Annotated in this window: 19 protein-coding genes; 3 read left to right on the top strand and 16 right to left on the bottom strand. The window is 65.8% G+C overall.

Annotated features, from left to right (window positions below):
• Position 1: 1 nt before the first annotated feature.
• From EGY25_RS13860 to lipA, 11 genes are all read right to left on the bottom strand, one after another.
• Complete coding sequence (locus tag EGY25_RS13860; RefSeq protein WP_135195513.1) at positions 2–325, bottom strand: DUF5076 domain-containing protein; 324 nt, start codon at positions 323–325, stop codon at positions 2–4.
• Positions 322–1,701, bottom strand: coding sequence for a pyruvate dehydrogenase complex E1 component subunit beta (locus tag EGY25_RS13855; protein ID WP_135195512.1), 1,380 nt, complete (start codon positions 1,699–1,701; stop codon positions 322–324). Before EGY25_RS13855 ends, EGY25_RS13860 begins: the two co-directional genes overlap by 4 nt.
• Before the next feature lie 3 nt (positions 1,702–1,704).
• A complete protein-coding gene (pdhA, locus tag EGY25_RS13850) occupies positions 1,705–2,733 on the bottom strand; it encodes a pyruvate dehydrogenase (acetyl-transferring) E1 component subunit alpha (RefSeq protein ID WP_135195511.1) in 1,029 nt (342 codons plus the stop codon).
• 133 nt (positions 2,734–2,866) lie between these two features.
• A complete protein-coding gene (locus tag EGY25_RS13845) occupies positions 2,867–3,166 on the bottom strand; it encodes an FtsB family cell division protein (RefSeq protein ID WP_135195658.1) in 300 nt (99 codons plus the stop codon).
• A 137-nt stretch (positions 3,167–3,303) separates the two neighbouring features.
• Positions 3,304–4,581, bottom strand: a complete 1,278-nt coding sequence (gene eno, locus EGY25_RS13840) for a phosphopyruvate hydratase (protein ID WP_135195510.1) — start codon at positions 4,579–4,581, stop codon at positions 3,304–3,306.
• Between the two features lie 89 nt (positions 4,582–4,670).
• Complete coding sequence (locus tag EGY25_RS13835; RefSeq protein ID WP_245159467.1) at positions 4,671–5,288, bottom strand: hypothetical protein; 618 nt, start codon at positions 5,286–5,288, stop codon at positions 4,671–4,673.
• A 109-nt stretch (positions 5,289–5,397) separates the two neighbouring features.
• A complete protein-coding gene (rpmF, locus tag EGY25_RS13830) occupies positions 5,398–5,580 on the bottom strand; it encodes a 50S ribosomal protein L32 (RefSeq protein ID WP_026108365.1) in 183 nt (60 codons plus the stop codon).
• Positions 5,581–5,735: 155 nt separating this feature from the next.
• Complete coding sequence (locus tag EGY25_RS13825) at positions 5,736–6,287, bottom strand: sugar O-acetyltransferase (RefSeq protein WP_135195509.1); 552 nt, start codon at positions 6,285–6,287, stop codon at positions 5,736–5,738.
• Positions 6,284–7,399, bottom strand: coding sequence for an NAD(P)/FAD-dependent oxidoreductase (locus EGY25_RS13820; protein ID WP_135195508.1), 1,116 nt, complete (start codon positions 7,397–7,399; stop codon positions 6,284–6,286). Before EGY25_RS13820 ends, EGY25_RS13825 begins: the two co-directional genes overlap by 4 nt.
• On the bottom strand, positions 7,396–7,848 hold the full coding sequence (locus EGY25_RS13815; protein ID WP_135195507.1) for a type II toxin-antitoxin system RatA family toxin: 453 nt from the start codon (positions 7,846–7,848) through the stop codon (positions 7,396–7,398). Before EGY25_RS13815 ends, EGY25_RS13820 begins: the two co-directional genes overlap by 4 nt.
• Before the next feature lie 7 nt (positions 7,849–7,855).
• A complete protein-coding gene (lipA, locus tag EGY25_RS13810) occupies positions 7,856–8,818 on the bottom strand; it encodes a lipoyl synthase (protein WP_135195506.1) in 963 nt (320 codons plus the stop codon).
• A gap of 183 nt (positions 8,819–9,001) precedes the next feature.
• Between lipA and EGY25_RS13805 the strand changes: the two genes are divergently transcribed.
• A complete protein-coding gene (locus EGY25_RS13805; RefSeq protein ID WP_135195505.1) occupies positions 9,002–10,546 on the top strand; it encodes an AMP-binding protein in 1,545 nt (514 codons plus the stop codon).
• A 51-nt stretch (positions 10,547–10,597) separates the two neighbouring features.
• Here EGY25_RS13805 and EGY25_RS13800 read toward each other — a convergent pair whose 3' ends face one another.
• From EGY25_RS13800 to EGY25_RS13780, 5 genes are all read right to left on the bottom strand, one after another.
• The gene (locus tag EGY25_RS13800) at positions 10,598–11,008 is read right to left on the bottom strand and encodes an endonuclease domain-containing protein (protein WP_245159466.1); all 411 of its coding nucleotides are present in this window, start codon (positions 11,006–11,008) and stop codon (positions 10,598–10,600) included.
• A 73-nt stretch (positions 11,009–11,081) separates the two neighbouring features.
• Entirely contained in the window at positions 11,082–11,840 is a 759-nt protein-coding gene (gene ygiD / locus EGY25_RS13795; protein ID WP_135195504.1) for a 4,5-DOPA dioxygenase extradiol, read from the bottom strand.
• Positions 11,841–11,844: 4 nt separating this feature from the next.
• Entirely contained in the window at positions 11,845–12,447 is a 603-nt protein-coding gene (wrbA, locus tag EGY25_RS13790) for an NAD(P)H:quinone oxidoreductase (RefSeq protein WP_135195503.1), read from the bottom strand.
• A 96-nt stretch (positions 12,448–12,543) separates the two neighbouring features.
• Positions 12,544–13,002 (bottom strand): hypothetical protein, encoded by a 459-nt coding sequence (locus EGY25_RS13785; protein WP_167762554.1) that lies wholly within the window; start codon positions 13,000–13,002, stop codon positions 12,544–12,546.
• On the bottom strand, positions 12,978–13,835 hold the full coding sequence (locus EGY25_RS13780; protein ID WP_135195502.1) for a D-alanyl-D-alanine carboxypeptidase family protein: 858 nt from the start codon (positions 13,833–13,835) through the stop codon (positions 12,978–12,980). The genes EGY25_RS13785 and EGY25_RS13780 overlap by 25 nt, the downstream gene beginning before the upstream one ends.
• A gap of 105 nt (positions 13,836–13,940) precedes the next feature.
• Here EGY25_RS13780 and EGY25_RS13775 point away from each other — a divergent pair, with 105 nt between their 5' ends.
• Entirely contained in the window at positions 13,941–15,302 is a 1,362-nt protein-coding gene (locus tag EGY25_RS13775) for an MFS transporter (protein ID WP_135195501.1), read from the top strand.
• Positions 15,299–16,093, top strand: a complete 795-nt coding sequence (gene mazG / locus EGY25_RS13770) for a nucleoside triphosphate pyrophosphohydrolase (protein ID WP_135195500.1) — start codon at positions 15,299–15,301, stop codon at positions 16,091–16,093. The genes EGY25_RS13775 and mazG overlap by 4 nt, the downstream gene beginning before the upstream one ends.
• The last annotated feature ends 2 nt before the right edge of the window (positions 16,094–16,095 follow it).

Below are 16,095 nucleotides of genomic sequence, written 5' to 3'. Positions count from 1 at the left end.
ATCATTCTCCCGAGATTTTGGCGACGGAAACGCTCGGCATCAGGGGCGTTCCCTTAAGACCTTCGGCGCGCCTGTGCGCGTCCTGCCAACCTTGGACGATCCCTTGGAGCGCCTGCTCCTGATCTAATCCGTGACTGCCAGCATAGGCTCTAGAGAAGTTCCAAGCCAATTCGGCAAGGACACCGCCCATCAGCGCCGGATCACGCAAAGCGGGACGAATAACCATCGCGGGAACGTCTCCATTCCACCAAACTCTGGCAAGTTCGGTCACGCTCTCACCGTCGGCAGTGATTTCTTCCGGAATCGGCAGCGCCGCAGCCGTCATGCCGTCACCTGCTTCACGGCCGCCACGATCTTGTCCACGCCCGGAAGCGACAAGACTTCCAGATTGGCGGCGTAGGGCAGCGGCACGTCTTCCTGGTGCACCCGCAACGGTGGGGCGTCCAGATAATCGAAGGCGTGTTCGATGACGCGGGCCACGACCTCGGCGCCGACGCCCATCGGACCCCAGCCCTCTTCGGCCGAGACCAGACGGCTGGTCTTCTTGACGCTCTCGACGATGGTGTCGGTGTCCAGCGGACGCAGGGTTCGCAGATCGACGACCTCGCACTCGATGCCCTCTTCAGCCAGCTTCTCGGCGGCCTGCAGGGCGAAGCCGACCATGCGGCTGTGGGCCGTGATGGTCACGTCCTTGCCTTCGCGACGGACCTTGGCCTTGCCGATCGGCAGAACGTAGTCCTCGACGTCCGGCACGTCGAACTCCAGGCCGTACATCATCTCGTGTTCGAGGAAGACGACGGGGTTCGGGTCGCGGATGGCGGCCTTGAGCAGGCCCTTGGCGTCGGCGGCATCATAGGGCGCGACGACTTTCAGACCCGGAACCTGAGCATACCAGGCCGAATAGTCCTGGCTGTGCTGCGCGCCGACGCGCGAGGCGGCGCCGTTCGGACCGCGGAACACGATAGGCGCCCGGATTTGACCGCCTGACATATACAGGGTCTTGGCGGCCGAGTTGATGATGTGGTCGATCGCCTGCATGGCGAAGTTGAACGTCATGAACTCGACGATCGGCTTCAGGCCCGACATGGCGGCGCCGACGCCCAGGCCGGCGAAGCCGTGCTCGGTGATCGGGGTGTCGACGACGCGCTGGTCGCCGAACTCCTGCAGCAGGTCGCGGCTGACCTTGTAGGCGCCCTGGTACTGGGCGACTTCCTCACCGATCAGGAAGACGCGATCATCGCGACGCATCTCTTCGGCCATGGCGTCGCGAAGGGCGTCGCGCACGGTCGTCTTGACCAGTTTGGTGTCGGCCGGGATTTCCGGGTCGCGCAGCTCGACCTTGGGGGTCGAGGTCTGGGCCGGGGCTTTTTCGGGATCGCCCGTCTTGCCTTCGGCCGTAGCCTTGGGCGCATCGGCCTGAGCCTTGTCGGATTCAGCCTTGGGCGCGGGCGCCGCTGCGCCGTCTTCGCCAGCCAGACGCGCGATCGGCGTATTGACCTTCACGTTTTCGGAGCCTTCGGCGACCAGGATTTCCAGCACTTCGCCTTCATCCACGGCCTCGACTTCCATCGTCGCCTTGTCGGTTTCGATCTCGGCGATCACCTGGCCAGCCGACACCGTGTCGCCTGCCTTGATGTGCCATTTGGTCAGCGTGCCCTCTTCCATCGTGGGGGACAGCGCCGGCATCAGAATGTCGGTCACGGATCAGGCCTCCACGTAGACGTCGGTGTAGAGCTCGGACGGATCGGGTTCCGGGCTCTCTTGGGCGAATTGAACAGCTTCGGCGACGATCGCCTTGATTTCGGTGTCGATGGCCTTGAGCTCGTCCTCGGTCGCATTGGCGGCCGACAGCAGCATCTTCAGGTGATCGATCGGGTCGCGTGTCTTCTTGACCTCGTCCACCTCTTCCTTGGTCCGGTATTTCGCCGGGTCGGACATCGAGTGACCGCGATAGCGATAGGTCTTCACTTCCAGAATGAAGGGACCGCCGCCTTCGCGGGCGCGTTTGACCGCACGCGCCGTGGCGTCGCGCACGGCCAGCACGTCCATGCCGTCCACCTGTTCGCCCGGAATGCCGAAGCTGGCCCCGCGCTGGTACAGCTCGGTCGTGGACGACGAGCGTTCGATGCTCGTGCCCATGGCGTACTGGTTGTTCTCGATGATGTAGATGGCCGGCAGCTTCCACAGCTGGGCCATGTTGAAGCTCTCGTAGACCTGACCCTGGTTCGAGGCGCCGTCGCCGAAATAGACGAAGGCCACCGAATCGTCGCCTCGATATTTGCCGGCGAAGGCCAGTCCGGTGCCCAGCGCCACCTGGGCGCCGACGATGCCGTGACCGCCGTAGAAACCGGTCGGCACGTCGAACATGTGCATCGAACCGCCCTTGCCCTTGGACGAGCCGCCGCTGCGGCCGGTCAGCTCGGCCATAACTTCCTTGGGATCCATCCCGGCGGCCAGCATGTGGCCGTGGTCACGGTAGCCGGTGATGATCTTGTCGTGGCCCTGTTTGACGCTCTCCTGAACGCCGACGGCCACGGCTTCCTGGCCGATGTACAGGTGGCAGAAGCCGCCGATCAGACCCATGCCATAGAGCTGACCTGCACGCTCCTCGAAGCGACGGATCAGGACCATCTCGCGATAGAAGCGAAGCAGATCCTCCTTGGACGCCGTCGGCGTGTTGGGCAGTTTGTCAGGCGAAGTCGTCTGAGCGGATTTGGCTGGGGCTTTCGCCATCCGGTATCTCCCGGCTAGGCGTCGAGAACCGGCGCCTTCTTATCGTTACGGAAAGGGGCTTTAGCAGCCTTCCTTCCCGGAAGGCAAAGGGGTGGGAGCCGCCCTGTAACAATAGTTCAAGTGGCGAAGGTTTTCACCCTTGAACAGCGGGCCCCGGCACGCGGATCACATAGTCGCGGGGGTCCGAGAAGCCCAAGACGGCGCGCGCGCGCTCTTCCAGAAGATCACGGGACAGACTGTCGGTGCGCAGATAGCGAACGCGCGTCTCAAGGTCGCGACGCTGTTCGGTCAGATGCGCCAATTGGTCCTCGCGCTGCCCCAGCAGGGCATCGCGGGAAGAGCCGCTCAGCAAGCCGCGCTCGCCCGTCAGCGCCTGCACCCCAAGATAGGCAAGCAACAACAACAGGGCGAAGGACAGGCGGTAAGGTTTCATCCGTTCGGGCACTTAAAACGCTCCTTCTGAGCGCGAAAACACAGTTCATGGACTGTGCCCGAAAATGCCTAACGAAATGTAGCTTGACCGTAAGATAGTCGGCGGAGAACGCTGATTCTCCGCCGACAATTCCATTCTTACTTCAGCAGCATGCCGTCGCCGAAATAGACGCCCTGGTCGCCCAGCATCTCTTCGATGCGCAGCAGCTGATTGTATTTCGCCACCCGGTCCGAACGCGCCAGCGAGCCGGTCTTGATCTGCCCGCAGTTGGTGGCGACGGCCAAGTCGGCGATGGTGTAGTCCTCGGTCTCGCCCGAGCGGTGGCTCATGACGGCGGTGTAGCCGGCGCGGTGGGCCATATCGACGGCGTCCAGCGTCTCGGACAGGGTGCCGATCTGGTTGACCTTGATCAGGATCGAGTTGGCCAGACCTTCGCCGATGCCGGCGGCCAGGCGCGCAGGATTGGTCACGAACAGGTCGTCGCCGACCAGCTGCACCCGGTCGCCCAGGCGTTCGGTCAGCAGGCGCCAGCCGTCGAAGTCGTCCTCGGCCATGCCGTCCTCGATCGAGACGATCGGGAAACGCTCGCACAGATCGACCAGATAGGCGGCCATACCGTCGGAATCGACGGTCTTGCCCTCGCCGGTCATGATGTATTTGCCGTCCTTGAAGAACTCGGTCGAGGCGACGTCCAGGCCCAGGTGGAAGTCTTCACCGGCCAGATAACCCGCCGCCTGCCCTGCCTTGGTGATGAAGCTCAGCGCTTCGTCGGCCGAGGCCAGGTTCGGGGCGAAGCCGCCCTCGTCGCCGACGTTGGTGTTGTGACCCGCATCCTTCAGCTGCTTCTTCAGCGCGTGGAAGATTTCGGCGCCCATGCGCACGGCGTCCGAGAAGGTCTCAGCGCCGGTCGGCAGGATCATGAACTCCTGAATGTCGATCGGATTGTCGGCGTGTGCGCCGCCGTTGATGATATTCATCATCGGGGTCGGCAGGACACGGGCCGAGACGCCGCCGAGATAGCGATACAGTTTCTGATTGGCCGACAGGGCGCTGGCCTTGGCGACGGCCAGGGACACGCCCAGGATGGCGTTGGCGCCGAGACGCGCCTTGTTGGGCGTGCCGTCCAGATCGATCATCGCCTCGTCGATGCGGCGCTGCTGCTCGGCGTCCATGCCGGACAGGGCGTCGAAGATCTCGCCGTTGACGGCGTCGACCGCCTTCTGCACGCCCTTGCCGCCCCACATGTCCTTGTCGCCGTCACGCAGTTCGACGGCTTCGTGCGCGCCGGTCGAGGCGCCCGACGGGACAGCGGCGCGGCCGAAGGAGCCGTCTTCCAGCGTGACATCGACTTCCACCGTCGGATTGCCCCGGCTGTCGAGGATCTGGCGGGCGACGATGTCGGCGATGTCGGTCATGGCTCGGCTCTTTGGCTCAAGGGGCAAGGGAGGTCCGACGGTTTAGCCGCCTCCCCGCAAAACGCCAATGCCGACATCGTCGGCTGGCGTCAGGAACAGCCCTCGACCAGTTGGATCGACGGGTCGCCGGCGTGAACCATCATCACCTTGCCGTCGCTGCCGATTTCGTAGCGCACGCCGCGTGCCGCCGGATCGGTGACATAGGACGTCGAGCCGCCACGCGACCAGACGAACAGATCTTCAGCCGGCGCATCCTGGTATTTGTGCGGCTGGGCGAAAAGGGCGCCGCCGTAAGCCTGTTTGATCGCCATGGCGGCGTCGCCGACGCCAAATCCACGATCGGTCTTGTTCGTCGCACCGCGCGCCAGAGTGATTCGCGTCAGGACGCCGTTCTGGATCATGACCCGCACGTCCGCCGGCGCATTGGCCGGGTGGAACTCGTCACAGGTCTCCGGATCGGCGCCGCCGACGGCGTTCGGCTGAGAATCATCGCCCCAGGCCGTCACCAGCTCGGCGCGCGTCATGCCGATTCGCACGGGGCCCAGCCCTTCGGCCGTCAGGGCGTTGGGGTCTGCAGCGGGCGCTGCGGGCGTCTCCACAGCCGGCGCAGCGGTCACGGGAGCCGGAGCGGCAGGCTGTTCCTGGCGGTCACAGGCGGCGAGCGTCAGCAGCGCGCAGGCGCTGACGGCGGTGAAACGAATCATCATGCGGCGTCTCCAGAGGAAGCTTCACCGCATTGAACGCACGAAAACGGCGCGCGGGTCACCGCGCGCCGTTAAAATCGTCATCCGGCCGAAGCCAGGATCGCCTGAAAGACTAGTCTTCTTTCGGCGTGATGACCTGGCGACCGCGATAGGTGCCGGTCTTCAGGTCGATGTGGTGCGGGCGCTTCAGCTCGCCGGTGTCCTTGTCCTCGACATAGACGTTCGAGGTCAGGGCGTCGTGGGCGCGGCGCATGTTGCGACGCGAGGGGGATACTTTCCGCTTCGGAACGGCCATGTCCGTCTCAATCTTCTAAGTCGGGCGCCGCCCAGAGCCGAAGCCTGATCAAGCGCGAAAACGATAGCGGCGGCCCTGAACCCTTCAAAGGAAGAACGGGGGACCGCCACGCGAGGCGCGGCTTATGCATGAACCCCGCGACGATTTCAAGGCGTTTAAGCAGGTGTCAGGCGACGCACGATCTTCGCCGGATTCCCGACCACCACGACATCCGACGGCACATCCCTGGTCACCACCGAACCGGCGCCGATCACCGATCGATCCCCGACGGTGACGCCGGCCAGGATGATGGCGCCGCCGCCGATCCAGACGTCGTCGCCGATGACGATGGGCCGCGCCGTTTCCTCGCCGCGACGCGCCACGGCGTCCAGCGGATGCTCCGGCGTCAGAAGCTGCACTCCAGGCCCAGCCTGGAAGTTGTCGCCGATGCGGATTTCGGCGCAGTCCAGGAACACGCAGTTGGCGTTCGCGAAGGCCCGCGCTCCCATATGGATGTTGACGCCATAGTCACAGAAGAAGCCCGGCATGATCACCGCCTTGCCATCGGCCGCGTTCACCAGTTTATTGACCAGGACGCCGCGCCGCTCGCGATCCGGCTCGGCGTTGATGGCGACGGTCAGGCCGACCGCGCGGGCGCGACCGTCCCGCAAGTCCTGATCGCCCGGATCATAGGGCAGGCCCGCTAGCATCTTCTCGCGTTCGGTCATGCGATCTCCGTCAAGGCGGCGGCTACGGCCTCGCCTATGGCCAGGGAGCTGGTCAGACCAGGACTCTCGATGCCGAACAGCGCCATCAGGCCGTCGATGCCGTGATGCTCGCGCCCATGCAGTTGAAAGTCCGGTTGCGGCTCGCCCGGCCCATGCAGCTTGGGCCGGATGCCGGCGTAGTCCGGCGTTAGGGCGCCGTCGGGCAGGCCGGGCCAGAAGCGGCGGATATAGGCGGCGAACACCTCCGCCTTGGCCGGATCGACCGAATAGTCCTCGGTCTCGACATAGGCCAGGTCGGGGCCGAACACGGCCTGCCCGCCCAGGTCCTTGCGATAGTGCGTGCCCAGGGCGCCGGGGATGGGCGGCGGATAGATCAGCCGGTCGAACGGCGCCTTTCCGACCAGACGGAAATAGACCCCCTTGCCGAAATGACCGGCGGGAATGTCGCTGGCCGGATAGCCGTCGATGGCCGTAGCCACGGCCTGAGCCGACAGGCCGGGCGCGGTGACCAGCAGGCGGCTGGTGATCTTCATCGCTCCCTCCCCGCCCACGCGCACACGAAACCCGCCGCCCGGCAGCGATTCGGCGCCCTCAAAGGGCGCGGACACCACCACCGACCCGCCCGCATCCTCGATCTCGCCCTGCAGGGCCAGCATATAGCCGTGGCTGTCGAACAGGCCGCTCTCGGGCGACAGGATGGCGGCGTGGGCGTTCAGATCGGGCTCAAGCGCCCGCGCCTGGGCGCCGGTCAGGTGCTCCAGCCCCTCGACACCGTTGGCCGTCGCCTGTTCGAAGATGGCTTCGATACGCTCGACCTCGTCTTCTTGCGTCGCCACGACCAGCTTGCCGCATTTGCGATGATCGATCTTGCGACTGGCCAGGAAGTCATAGAGGGCGCGCCGTCCCTCGACGCAGAACTGCGCCTTCAGCGATCCGGTCGGATAATAGAGGCCGCCATGGATGACCTCGGAATTGCGCGACGAGACGCCCTGACCGATGTGGCCTTCCTTCTCCAGCACCAGCACCGTCAGGCCCCGCTTCGACAACGCCCGACCGCAGGCCAGGCCCACAGCCCCGGCGCCCACGACGGTCGCGTCGAAATCGAAACTCATGGCCTGGAGTATCTCCGCTTCGCCTCGGCCTCGAAACAGCCGATCAGCTTTTCCACCGCCCGGTCGAAGTTGGCCGACAGCATCAGGTCCAGCATCTTCGACTTGAAGGCGAAGTCGATCATGAACTCCAGCCGCGCGCCGTCGGGGTGCGGAAAGAACTCCCACCGGTTTTTTAGATGCTTGAACGGGCCGCGCAGCAGGCCGACCTCGACCTTGGGCGCGTTCCGGTCATGCCGGACCCAGGTGGAGAACCGCTCCTTCAGGAAGGAGAAGCCGACCCCCGCCTCAGCGTCCAGCACAGTGACGCCCTCGCCCTCGGCCCGCTCGTTCCAGACGCGCATCGACGTGACCCACGGCACGAAGTCGGGATAGGCGCGCACGTCAGCGACCAGATCGGCAAGCTGTTCGGGCGCATAGGGAAGGATGCGCGTGACGCGGTGGACGGCCATGCGGGACTTAGCGACGCAGCTGCGCCTCGCGCGCCGCCTTCAACCGAGCGAAATCGTCGCCGGCGTGGTGCGACGAACGCGTCAGCGGTGACGAGGACACCATCAGGAAGCCCTTGGCCCGGGCGATCGCCTCATAGGCCTTGAACTCTTCCGGCGTGACGAACCGGTCGATGGCGGCGTGTTTGCGCGTCGGCTGCAGATACTGGCCGATGGTGATGAAGTCCACGCCGGCGGAGCGCATGTCGTCCATCACCTGCATGACCTCTTCCTTGGTCTCGCCCAGGCCGACCATGATGCCGGACTTGGTGAACTGCTCCGGGTCGCGCTCCTTGACCATTTGCAGCAGGCGTAAGGAGTGGAAGTAGCGGGCGCCGGGCCGGATCTTCAGATACAGGCGCGGCACGGTCTCAAGGTTGTGGTTGAAGACGTCCGGCTTGGCGTCGATCATCACGGCCGCCGCCCCGTCCTTGCGCAGGAAGTCGGGCGTCAGGATCTCGATGGTGGTGCCCGGCGCCTGGATGCGGATCTGGCGCACCACCTCGGCGAAGTGGGCGGCGCCGCCGTCCGACACGTCGTCGCGATCGACCGAGGTGATCACCACGTGGTTCAGGCCCATCTGATGAACCGCCAGACCGACCTTGCCGGCCTCTTCCGGGTCCAGCGGCTGGGGCAGGCCCGTCTTGACGTTGCAGAAGGCGCAGGCCCGCGTGCAGGTGTCGCCCATGATCATCAAGGTGGCGTGCTTCTGGCTCCAGCACTCGCCGATGTTCGGACAGGCCGCTTCCTCGCAGACCGTCACCAGCCCCTTGGAGCGCACGATCTCCTTGGTCGCATTGTACTGGCCCGAACCGGGCGCCTTGACCCTCAGCCAGTCTGGCTTCTTCAGAACCACCGACTCGGGCCGGTTCTGCTTTTCGGGGTGACGCAGCTCGGAAGGCTTGCGCTGAAGGGTGTCGATCAGGGTGACCATTCCCGGTATTTCGGACTTTGAAGGCGTTAAGGCAAGGCACACCGGGTAACAGACTTGCCGCAGGCGTGATCGCACGGCGGAACTCACGCGACGTTACGCATCTTTTCAAGATGACGCGGCGTCATTAATGACAGTCGCCCGAACAACAGAGAGGGCCTTCCGCGCCCTCCGTAGGAGACGCGCTTGCGCCAGGCCCTGGATCCCTCGCTTTACGACTCGTCCCTGATCGACGCCCTGATCGATGCGCGGGCGCGGTTCGGCGACAAGGAAATTCTGGAGGATCAGGATCGCCACCCCCTCACCTACACCGGCCTGATCCGCGCCGCCTTCGTGCTGGGCCGCAAGATCGCCCACATGACCGATCTGGGCGAGCGGGTCGCCATCCTGCTGCCGTCGTCGATGGGCGTCGTCGTCACCTTCTTTGGCCTGCACGCTCACGGCCGTGTGCCGGTCATGCTGAACTTCACCGCCGGCGAGGCCAATCTGAAGGCCGCGATAAAGGCCTCAGGCGTCAAGAAGGTGCTGACCGCCAAACGCTTCATCGAACAGGCCAAGCTGGACGACCTGATCGTCGAGCTGAAGACGGTGGCCGAAATCGTGTGGCTGGACGACGTGCGCAAGACCATCGGCCTGGCCGACAAGCTGTACGGCCTCGCCGCCGGCGCCGCGCCCAAGCGGTTCCGCGTCAAGACCGACCCGGACGCGCCGGGCGTGGTCCTGTTCACCTCCGGCAGTTTCGGCACGCCCAAGGGCGTGGTGCTGAGCCAGAAGAATCTCGTCGCCAACGCCCGTCAGGTCGCGGCCCATATCGACCTGCTGCCGGAATGGGTGATGTTCAATCCCCTGCCGACCTTCCACTGCTTCGGCCTGACCGGCGGCGTCATCCTGCCGCTGCTTCAGGGCTTGAAGGCCTTCCAGTATCCATCGCCGCTGCACGCCAAACAGATCACCGACCTGCTGCCCCAGGTGAACGCCTCGATCCTGTTCGCCACCGACACCTTCCTGAACCAGTACGGTCGCGTCGCCGAGCCGAACGATTTCTCGACGCTGAAGTTCGTGGTCGCCGGCGCCGAGAAGGTGCGGCCCGAAACCCGCGCCCTGTTCGACGAAAAGTTCGGCGGCGTGGTCCTGTTGGAAGGCTATGGGGCGACCGAGGCCTCGCCGGTCATCGCCGTGAACCACCCCCAACGCAACGCGCCCGGCACCGTGGGCCAGGTCCTGCCCGGCATCGACTGGACGCTGGAGCCGGTGGAAGGCATCGACGCGGGCGGCCGTCTGATGCTGCGCGGTCCCAACGTCATGAGCGGCTATGTCACCTCGGCCGAACCCCTGGCCTGGGACGCGATCGGCGATACCTGGCTGGATACCGGCGACATCGTCGATGTGGACGCCGATGGCTATGTCACCATCCGGGGCCGCGCCAAGCGCTTCGCCAAGATCGGCGGCGAAATGGTTTCCCTGACCGCCGTGGAAGGCATTGCCGGCGCCGTCTGGCCGGAACAACGCCACGCCGTCGTGTCGATCCCCGACAGCCGCAAGGGCGAAAAACTGGTCCTGGTCACCGACCACGCCGAGGCCGAGGTCGCCCCTCTGGCCGAGTGGGCCCGCGCCAATGGCGCCCCCGAGCTGATCGTGCCCAAGAAAATCGTCAAGGTCGCCGAAGTGCCGGTCCTGGGCACCGGCAAAACGGACTATGTGACGATCCAGAAGATGGTCGAAGGCGCCTGACATCAACATCACCTCCCCGTTCGCGAAGGCGAACGGGGAGGACAGACCGCGTCAGCGGTCAGGAGGGGGAGACTCTGCCGCCAAACGCGCGCTTACCAAATCATAGATAAAATCGACCACGGCCGCATGATCTCGAATCACGCTCACGGCGCTTAACCGCACCACGCGAACGCCGCGCTCATGGAGCCAAGCTGTCCGCCGACGATCATGCGTGATCTGCGCCGGCTCATCGTGAACGGCGCCATCGACTTCGATGGCCAACTTCGCCGACGCGCAATAGAAGTCGAGGATGTACGGGCCGATCGGATGTTGACGGCGGAATTTGCACTTGCCGAGGCTGTTGCGACGCAGCGCCTGCCACAGCCGAAACTCCGGCGGCGTCAACGCCTTCCGAAACGCCTTTGCTCGTGTGAAACTCAAGCCGTCAGCCATGGCGCGAGTAAAACACAACTCAAATTTCACGCCGAGTCGCCCCCACCTGGCGCGCAGCGCGCGCCTGTCCTCCCCGTCGGCCTTCGCCGACAGGGAGGTGAAGTCAGCCGATCCTGACGCCAGTCATCGAGATCGAGCCGCCGTCGATGCGGTCGTTGAAGAAGCTGACGGCCTCGCCCGGCTCCTGCTGGGCGGCGACATAGAGCACCGGCAGATAGTGTTCGTCGGTCGGCACGCTCAGCTGGGCGTCCTCGGCCAGGCTGACCCAGTCGATCAGGGCGTCGTGGTCGCCCTTTTCGAACGCCGTCTTCACCGCCTCGTTGAACCCGGTCGCCCAGGCGTAGGGCTCGGCCCCGTCCTCGCGCTTCCATGTCCGCAGATTGTGGACGAAGTCGCCCGAGCCGGCGATCACGATCCCCTCGTCCCGCAGCGGCTTCAGCGCCTTGGCCAGATCGTAATGCTGGCGCGCCGTCAGCTCGCGATTCAGCGATAGCTGCACCACCGGCACATCGGCGTCCGGCCAGACGTGAACCAGCACCGACCAGGTCCCATGATCCAGCCCCCATTGCTGGGTCTGGACCGCCCCGGTCAGCTCCGCCACCCTGGCCGCCAGTTGGGGCGATCCGGGCGCGGGATACTGCATCTCGTGAAGTTCACGCGGGAAGGCGCCGAAATCATGGATGGTTTCAGGACGTTCCTGCGCCGTCACGCCCAACCCGCGCGTCTCCCAATGGGCGGAGATCATCACCACCCCCTTGGGCTTGCCGATGGCCTCGCCCAGCGCGCGCCACGCAGCCCCGTAGGGACCGCCAAGCGCGTTCATGGGCGAACCGTGACCGAAGAAGACGGCGGGCTGGCGCATCGGATCAGCCGTGCAGCTTCTTGGCCAGCTCGGCGATGTGCTTGCCCTGGAACCTGGCGCCGCCCAGTTCGATCTCGCTGGGCTGGCGCGAACCGTCGCCGCCGGTGATGGTGGTCGCGCCATAGGGCGAACCGCCCTCGACCGAGTCCAGCGTCATCATCGCCTGATACGAGTAAGGCAGACCCACGACCGGCATGCCGTGGTGCATGAAGAAGTTGTGCAGACCCTGGAAGGTCGTTTCCTGGCCGCCGTGCTGGGTCGCCGTCGCGGTGAAGGCGCCGCCGATCTTGCCGATCAGCGCGCCGCTGAACCACAGGCCGCCGGCCTGATCCAGGAAGGCGCGCATCTGCGACGCGGCCGAGCCGAAGCGGGTGCCGGCGCCGATGATGACGGCGTCATAGTCCTTCAGGTCGTCGATCTTGGCGATCGGCGCCTTTTGATCCAGCTTGTAGTGCGAGGCCTTGGCCAGGTCTTCCGGCACGGTTTCCGGCACGCGCTTGATGTCCACCACCGCGCCTTCGACCTCGCGCGCGCCCGCGGCGACGGCTTCGGCCATGGTTTCGAGGTGGCCATAGGTCGAGTGGTAGAGGACGAGGATCTTGGGCATTTGGGAAGCTCCGTTGAATGACCGGCCGTCATTCGCAACAACGACCGTTGCTAACTTGGCGTGTCCCTTCGGCCCATGCAAGCCCCCGGCAAGGTTTCAACGCACGAAAGGACAGACCGCGTCATAGAAGGCCGCGCTGCCCGGCGCCCTGCCCCCACGCATTCTATGGAAACGATGTTCCATCACCATCGCCTGCTGCTCGATGTTCAGCCCATCCCAACGGCAGTCCGGGTCGGCCGAATAGGCATAGGCGGCCGCATTGTCTCCCGCCTTCAGCTTGGCGAACAACAGGTTCACCCCCTGCTGCGCCTGCCAGACATGGGTCAGCTCATGCACCAGCACGCCCTGCAGATGCAGCGAGGCGGAAGCGAAATCCCTGGCCATCGCCCTGTGCGGCCAGACGATCCAGTCGCGCCCGAACCAGCGCCCGGCGACGAAGGCGCGCCGGAACGGCCAGCCGATCAGCCGCACGGTCTCCAGGCGCAAGGCCGCCCCGAACGCCTCGCGCCCCAGGGCCGTCTCACCCTCGGTCAGGGCGCGAACGAAGGATCCCACGAACGTACATACTCCCAATGCCAGGGCTCATAGACGTAAGGCGTAAACCCGAACCGCCCGGCGTTCGCCACCAGCCAACGATAGGTCGCCGTCCGCGCCATATGTTCGCGGCTGGCCGGCGACGTGGAATCGACGCCCAGCCCCGGCGCCTGGCCGACATACAGATCGACCGCCGTCCCCGTCCGGTGCGGCGAACAGACGGCGCGGCGCAGACCGTCGCAGTTGCCCTGCTGGGCGCAGCGGGCGGCGTCCGCCTCCGGGTCGCGGAAGCCGGAAAAGATCTGTAGCAACTCGGGATTGGCCGCCACCTCGGGAACCTCGGCGCGGGCTGCGGCGACCAGCCGGCGATAGGCGTCCAGCACGTCGCGGCGCAGCAACCGCGTCAGCCGGTCGGCGTGTTCCTCCGACGCGACCAGATAGCCTAGCTGGTTGATCGGCGGCGGCTCGGGACAGGCGCCACCGACTCGCGCCATTACGAACGGCCGCCGCTCCTGCCATAGCCCCCTGAACACCTGAAACGTCGCGGCGTCGAACAGGCCTGTGGGCGCCAGGCCGTGTGTCTGCTGGAACCCCGCCAGTTGCGACGCGAAGATCGGCGTGCCGGGGCCGCAGGGCGTATGCAACTCGTGCTGGATCAGGGGCAGATAGGCCTGCCAACCCCACTCCGCCGCCCCGAACGGCGCCCACTCCATCCCATAGGCCGAGGCCGCATTCGCCAGTCCCTGCGCCTGCCAACCGTCGGCATTGGTGTGGCAGGGGCCGGCCGCACGCGCGCCGCCGGCGAAGACCAACGCAAAGCAAAGGGACAGGAACGCAAGAAGGCTTCGCCACATGGCGCACAGGAAGCCTCAAGCCGGTCGATCTCACAAGTGCATGCTTCGCCGATCGCTGGCATGGTGACGCGCGGCCGACTCGCGCCGCGCCTTTCGGACCGACGCATGTCCACCGCCGCGCCGACCGCCCCCCGCCGCTCCAATGCGGTGCTCGCCGCCTTTTCAGGCCCATGCCTGCCGCTGGCGGCCTTCGGCGTGGCCCTGCCCGTCACCCTTCCCGAGTTTTACGCCACCCATGTGGGTCTGGAGCTGGGGGTCGTCGCCGCCGTCTTCATGGCGGTGCGCCTGATCGACATCGTCTTCGACCCCTTCATCGGCTGGGGCATGGACAAGACCAGGACACGCCTGGGCCGCTATCGCCCCTGGATGGCGCTCTCGACGCCCATCCTGATGCTCTCGGCCTTCATGATGTTCGTGGTGGTCCAGCCGGGCGCCGGGCCGGCCTATCTGTTCGGCTGGCTGCTGGTCCTCTATCTCGGTTTCTCGATCGGCACCCTGGGTCAGCTCGGCTGGGCCGCCGTGCTCGCCCCGCAATATGACCAGCGCAGCCGGGTCTATGGCTGGTGGCAGGTGTTCAACATCATCGGCGTGATCCTGATCCTGGTCCTGCCGACCGTGGTGGTCCAGACGGGCATGGGAACCTATGCCGACGGCGTGCGGATCATGGGCTGGGCCATCCTGATCGCCCTGCCCCTGACCATAGGCTTGGCCATGGTCGCCGTGCCCGAGCCGGTGAATGCGGGGGATCAGCCCCACGGGGGCGCCGGCGCCTATCTGGCCCTGTTGAAGATGCCGACGGTCAGGAAGCTGCTGATCGCAGACCTGCTGCTGGGCGTCGCCCCCGGCATAACAGGCTCGCTGCTGTTCTTTTTCTTCGGCCAGATCAAGGGCTACGACCACAGCCAGGCCGGCCTTTTCATGCTGTTCTACTTCGTCGCGGGCCTGTGCGGCGCGCCGATCTGGGCCTGGTTGGCCACGCGGATCGGCAAGGACAAGACCCTGGCGGTCGCCAGCCTGATCTTCGCCGCCCTTTATATCGCCGCAACCCTGGTTCCAGGCGGCAACTTCGCCCTGACGGCGGGTGCCATGTTCATCGCCGGCCTGCCCTATGCCGCCGGCCTGTTCCTGTTGCGTGCTATGATGGCCGACGCGGGTGACGAAGTGCGTCTGGAGACCGGCGTGGACCGCACCGGCCTGATGTTCTCCGTCCTGTCGGCGACGACCAAAATCGGCCATGTCGTGGCCCTGATCCCCTACCTGATCCTGCAATGGGTGGGCTTCAAGGCGATCCCGGACGCGGGCGGCAACAGCGAATTCTCCCTGCTGACGCTCCAGATCCTGTTCATCCTGGTTCCCGGCCTGCTGCTGGCCGCCGCCGCCTGGGTGCTGAAGGGCTATCCCCTGACGCCCAAACGCCACGACGAGATCCGTCTCGCCCTGGAAGCCCGCGACGGAGCCCGCACTTGAGACCCATCGACCGCTTGCTGGGCGTCATGGAACGGCTGCGCGATCCCGTCGGCGGCTGCCCATGGGACGTGGAGCAGACCTTCGCCACCATCGCCCCCTATACGATCGAGGAGGCCTATGAAGTCGCCGACGCCATCGAGCGCAACGACCTGAACGAGTTGAAGGGCGAACTCGGCGACCTGCTCTTCCAGGTCGTCTTCCACGCCCGCATGGCCGAGGAACAGGGGCTGTTCGCCTTCGACGACGTGGTCACGGCCATTTCCGACAAGCTGGAACGTCGCCACCCCCACGTCTTCGGCGACGAGGGTCAGCGCTCCTCCCAGGAACAGACGGTCGCCTGGGAAGCCATCAAGGCCGCCGAGCGCAAGGACCGCAAGAAGCCCGGCGTGCTCGACGACGTCCCCGTCGGCCTGCCCGCCCTGACCCGCGCCGCCAAACTGACCAAGCGCGCCGGCCGCGTCGGCTTCGACTGGCCCTCGACCGACGAGGTGTTCGAAAAGCTGGCCGAAGAGGTGGCGGAACTGCGCGTCGAGATCGCCGCCGGCGACAAGGCCAAGGCGCGCGAGGAACTGGGCGACCTGCTGTTCGTCGTCGCCAACCTGGCGCGCAAGCTGGACGTCGAGCCCGAGGACGCCCTGCGCGCCACCAACGCCAAGTTCGTGCGCCGCTTCGGCTTCATCGAGGCCGAACTGGCCAAGGACGGCCGCACCGCCGACCAATCGACGCTGGAGGAGATGGACCGCCTCTGGGACGCCGCAAAGGTCGCCGAGAAGGCCGCTCCCGCGAACTGAGC

The organism is Brevundimonas intermedia (genome assembly GCF_004614235.1).
GTDB classification, from domain to species: Bacteria; Pseudomonadota; Alphaproteobacteria; order Caulobacterales; family Caulobacteraceae; genus Brevundimonas; species Brevundimonas intermedia_A.
This window is presented reverse-complemented; position numbering and strand designations above follow the sequence as displayed.

What these genes read in the sequence shown, in the direction of transcription:
- EGY25_RS13860 (WP_135195513.1), bottom strand. Translation starts at nt 325, where the DNA reads ATGACGGCTGCGGCGCTGCCGATTCCGGAAGAAATCACTGCCGACGGT.
- pdhA (WP_135195511.1), bottom strand. Translation starts at nt 2,733, where the DNA reads ATGGCGAAAGCCCCAGCCAAATCCGCTCAGACGACTTCGCCTGACAAA.
- EGY25_RS13845 (WP_135195658.1), bottom strand. Translation starts at nt 3,166, where the DNA reads ATGAAACCTTACCGCCTGTCCTTCGCCCTGTTGTTGTTGCTTGCCTAT.
- eno (WP_135195510.1), bottom strand. Translation starts at nt 4,581, where the DNA reads ATGACCGACATCGCCGACATCGTCGCCCGCCAGATCCTCGACAGCCGG.
- EGY25_RS13835 (WP_245159467.1), bottom strand. Translation starts at nt 5,288, where the DNA reads ATGATGATTCGTTTCACCGCCGTCAGCGCCTGCGCGCTGCTGACGCTC.
- rpmF (WP_026108365.1), bottom strand. Translation starts at nt 5,580, where the DNA reads ATGGCCGTTCCGAAGCGGAAAGTATCCCCCTCGCGTCGCAACATGCGC.
- EGY25_RS13825 (WP_135195509.1), bottom strand. Translation starts at nt 6,287, where the DNA reads ATGACCGAACGCGAGAAGATGCTAGCGGGCCTGCCCTATGATCCGGGC.
- EGY25_RS13820 (WP_135195508.1), bottom strand. Translation starts at nt 7,399, where the DNA reads ATGAGTTTCGATTTCGACGCGACCGTCGTGGGCGCCGGGGCTGTGGGC.
- EGY25_RS13815 (WP_135195507.1), bottom strand. Translation starts at nt 7,848, where the DNA reads ATGGCCGTCCACCGCGTCACGCGCATCCTTCCCTATGCGCCCGAACAG.
- lipA (WP_135195506.1), bottom strand. Translation starts at nt 8,818, where the DNA reads ATGGTCACCCTGATCGACACCCTTCAGCGCAAGCCTTCCGAGCTGCGT.
- ygiD (WP_135195504.1), bottom strand. Translation starts at nt 11,840, where the DNA reads ATGCGCCAGCCCGCCGTCTTCTTCGGTCACGGTTCGCCCATGAACGCG.
- wrbA (WP_135195503.1), bottom strand. Translation starts at nt 12,447, where the DNA reads ATGCCCAAGATCCTCGTCCTCTACCACTCGACCTATGGCCACCTCGAA.
- EGY25_RS13780 (WP_135195502.1), bottom strand. Translation starts at nt 13,835, where the DNA reads ATGTGGCGAAGCCTTCTTGCGTTCCTGTCCCTTTGCTTTGCGTTGGTC.
- EGY25_RS13775 (WP_135195501.1), top strand. Translation starts at nt 13,941, where the DNA reads ATGTCCACCGCCGCGCCGACCGCCCCCCGCCGCTCCAATGCGGTGCTC.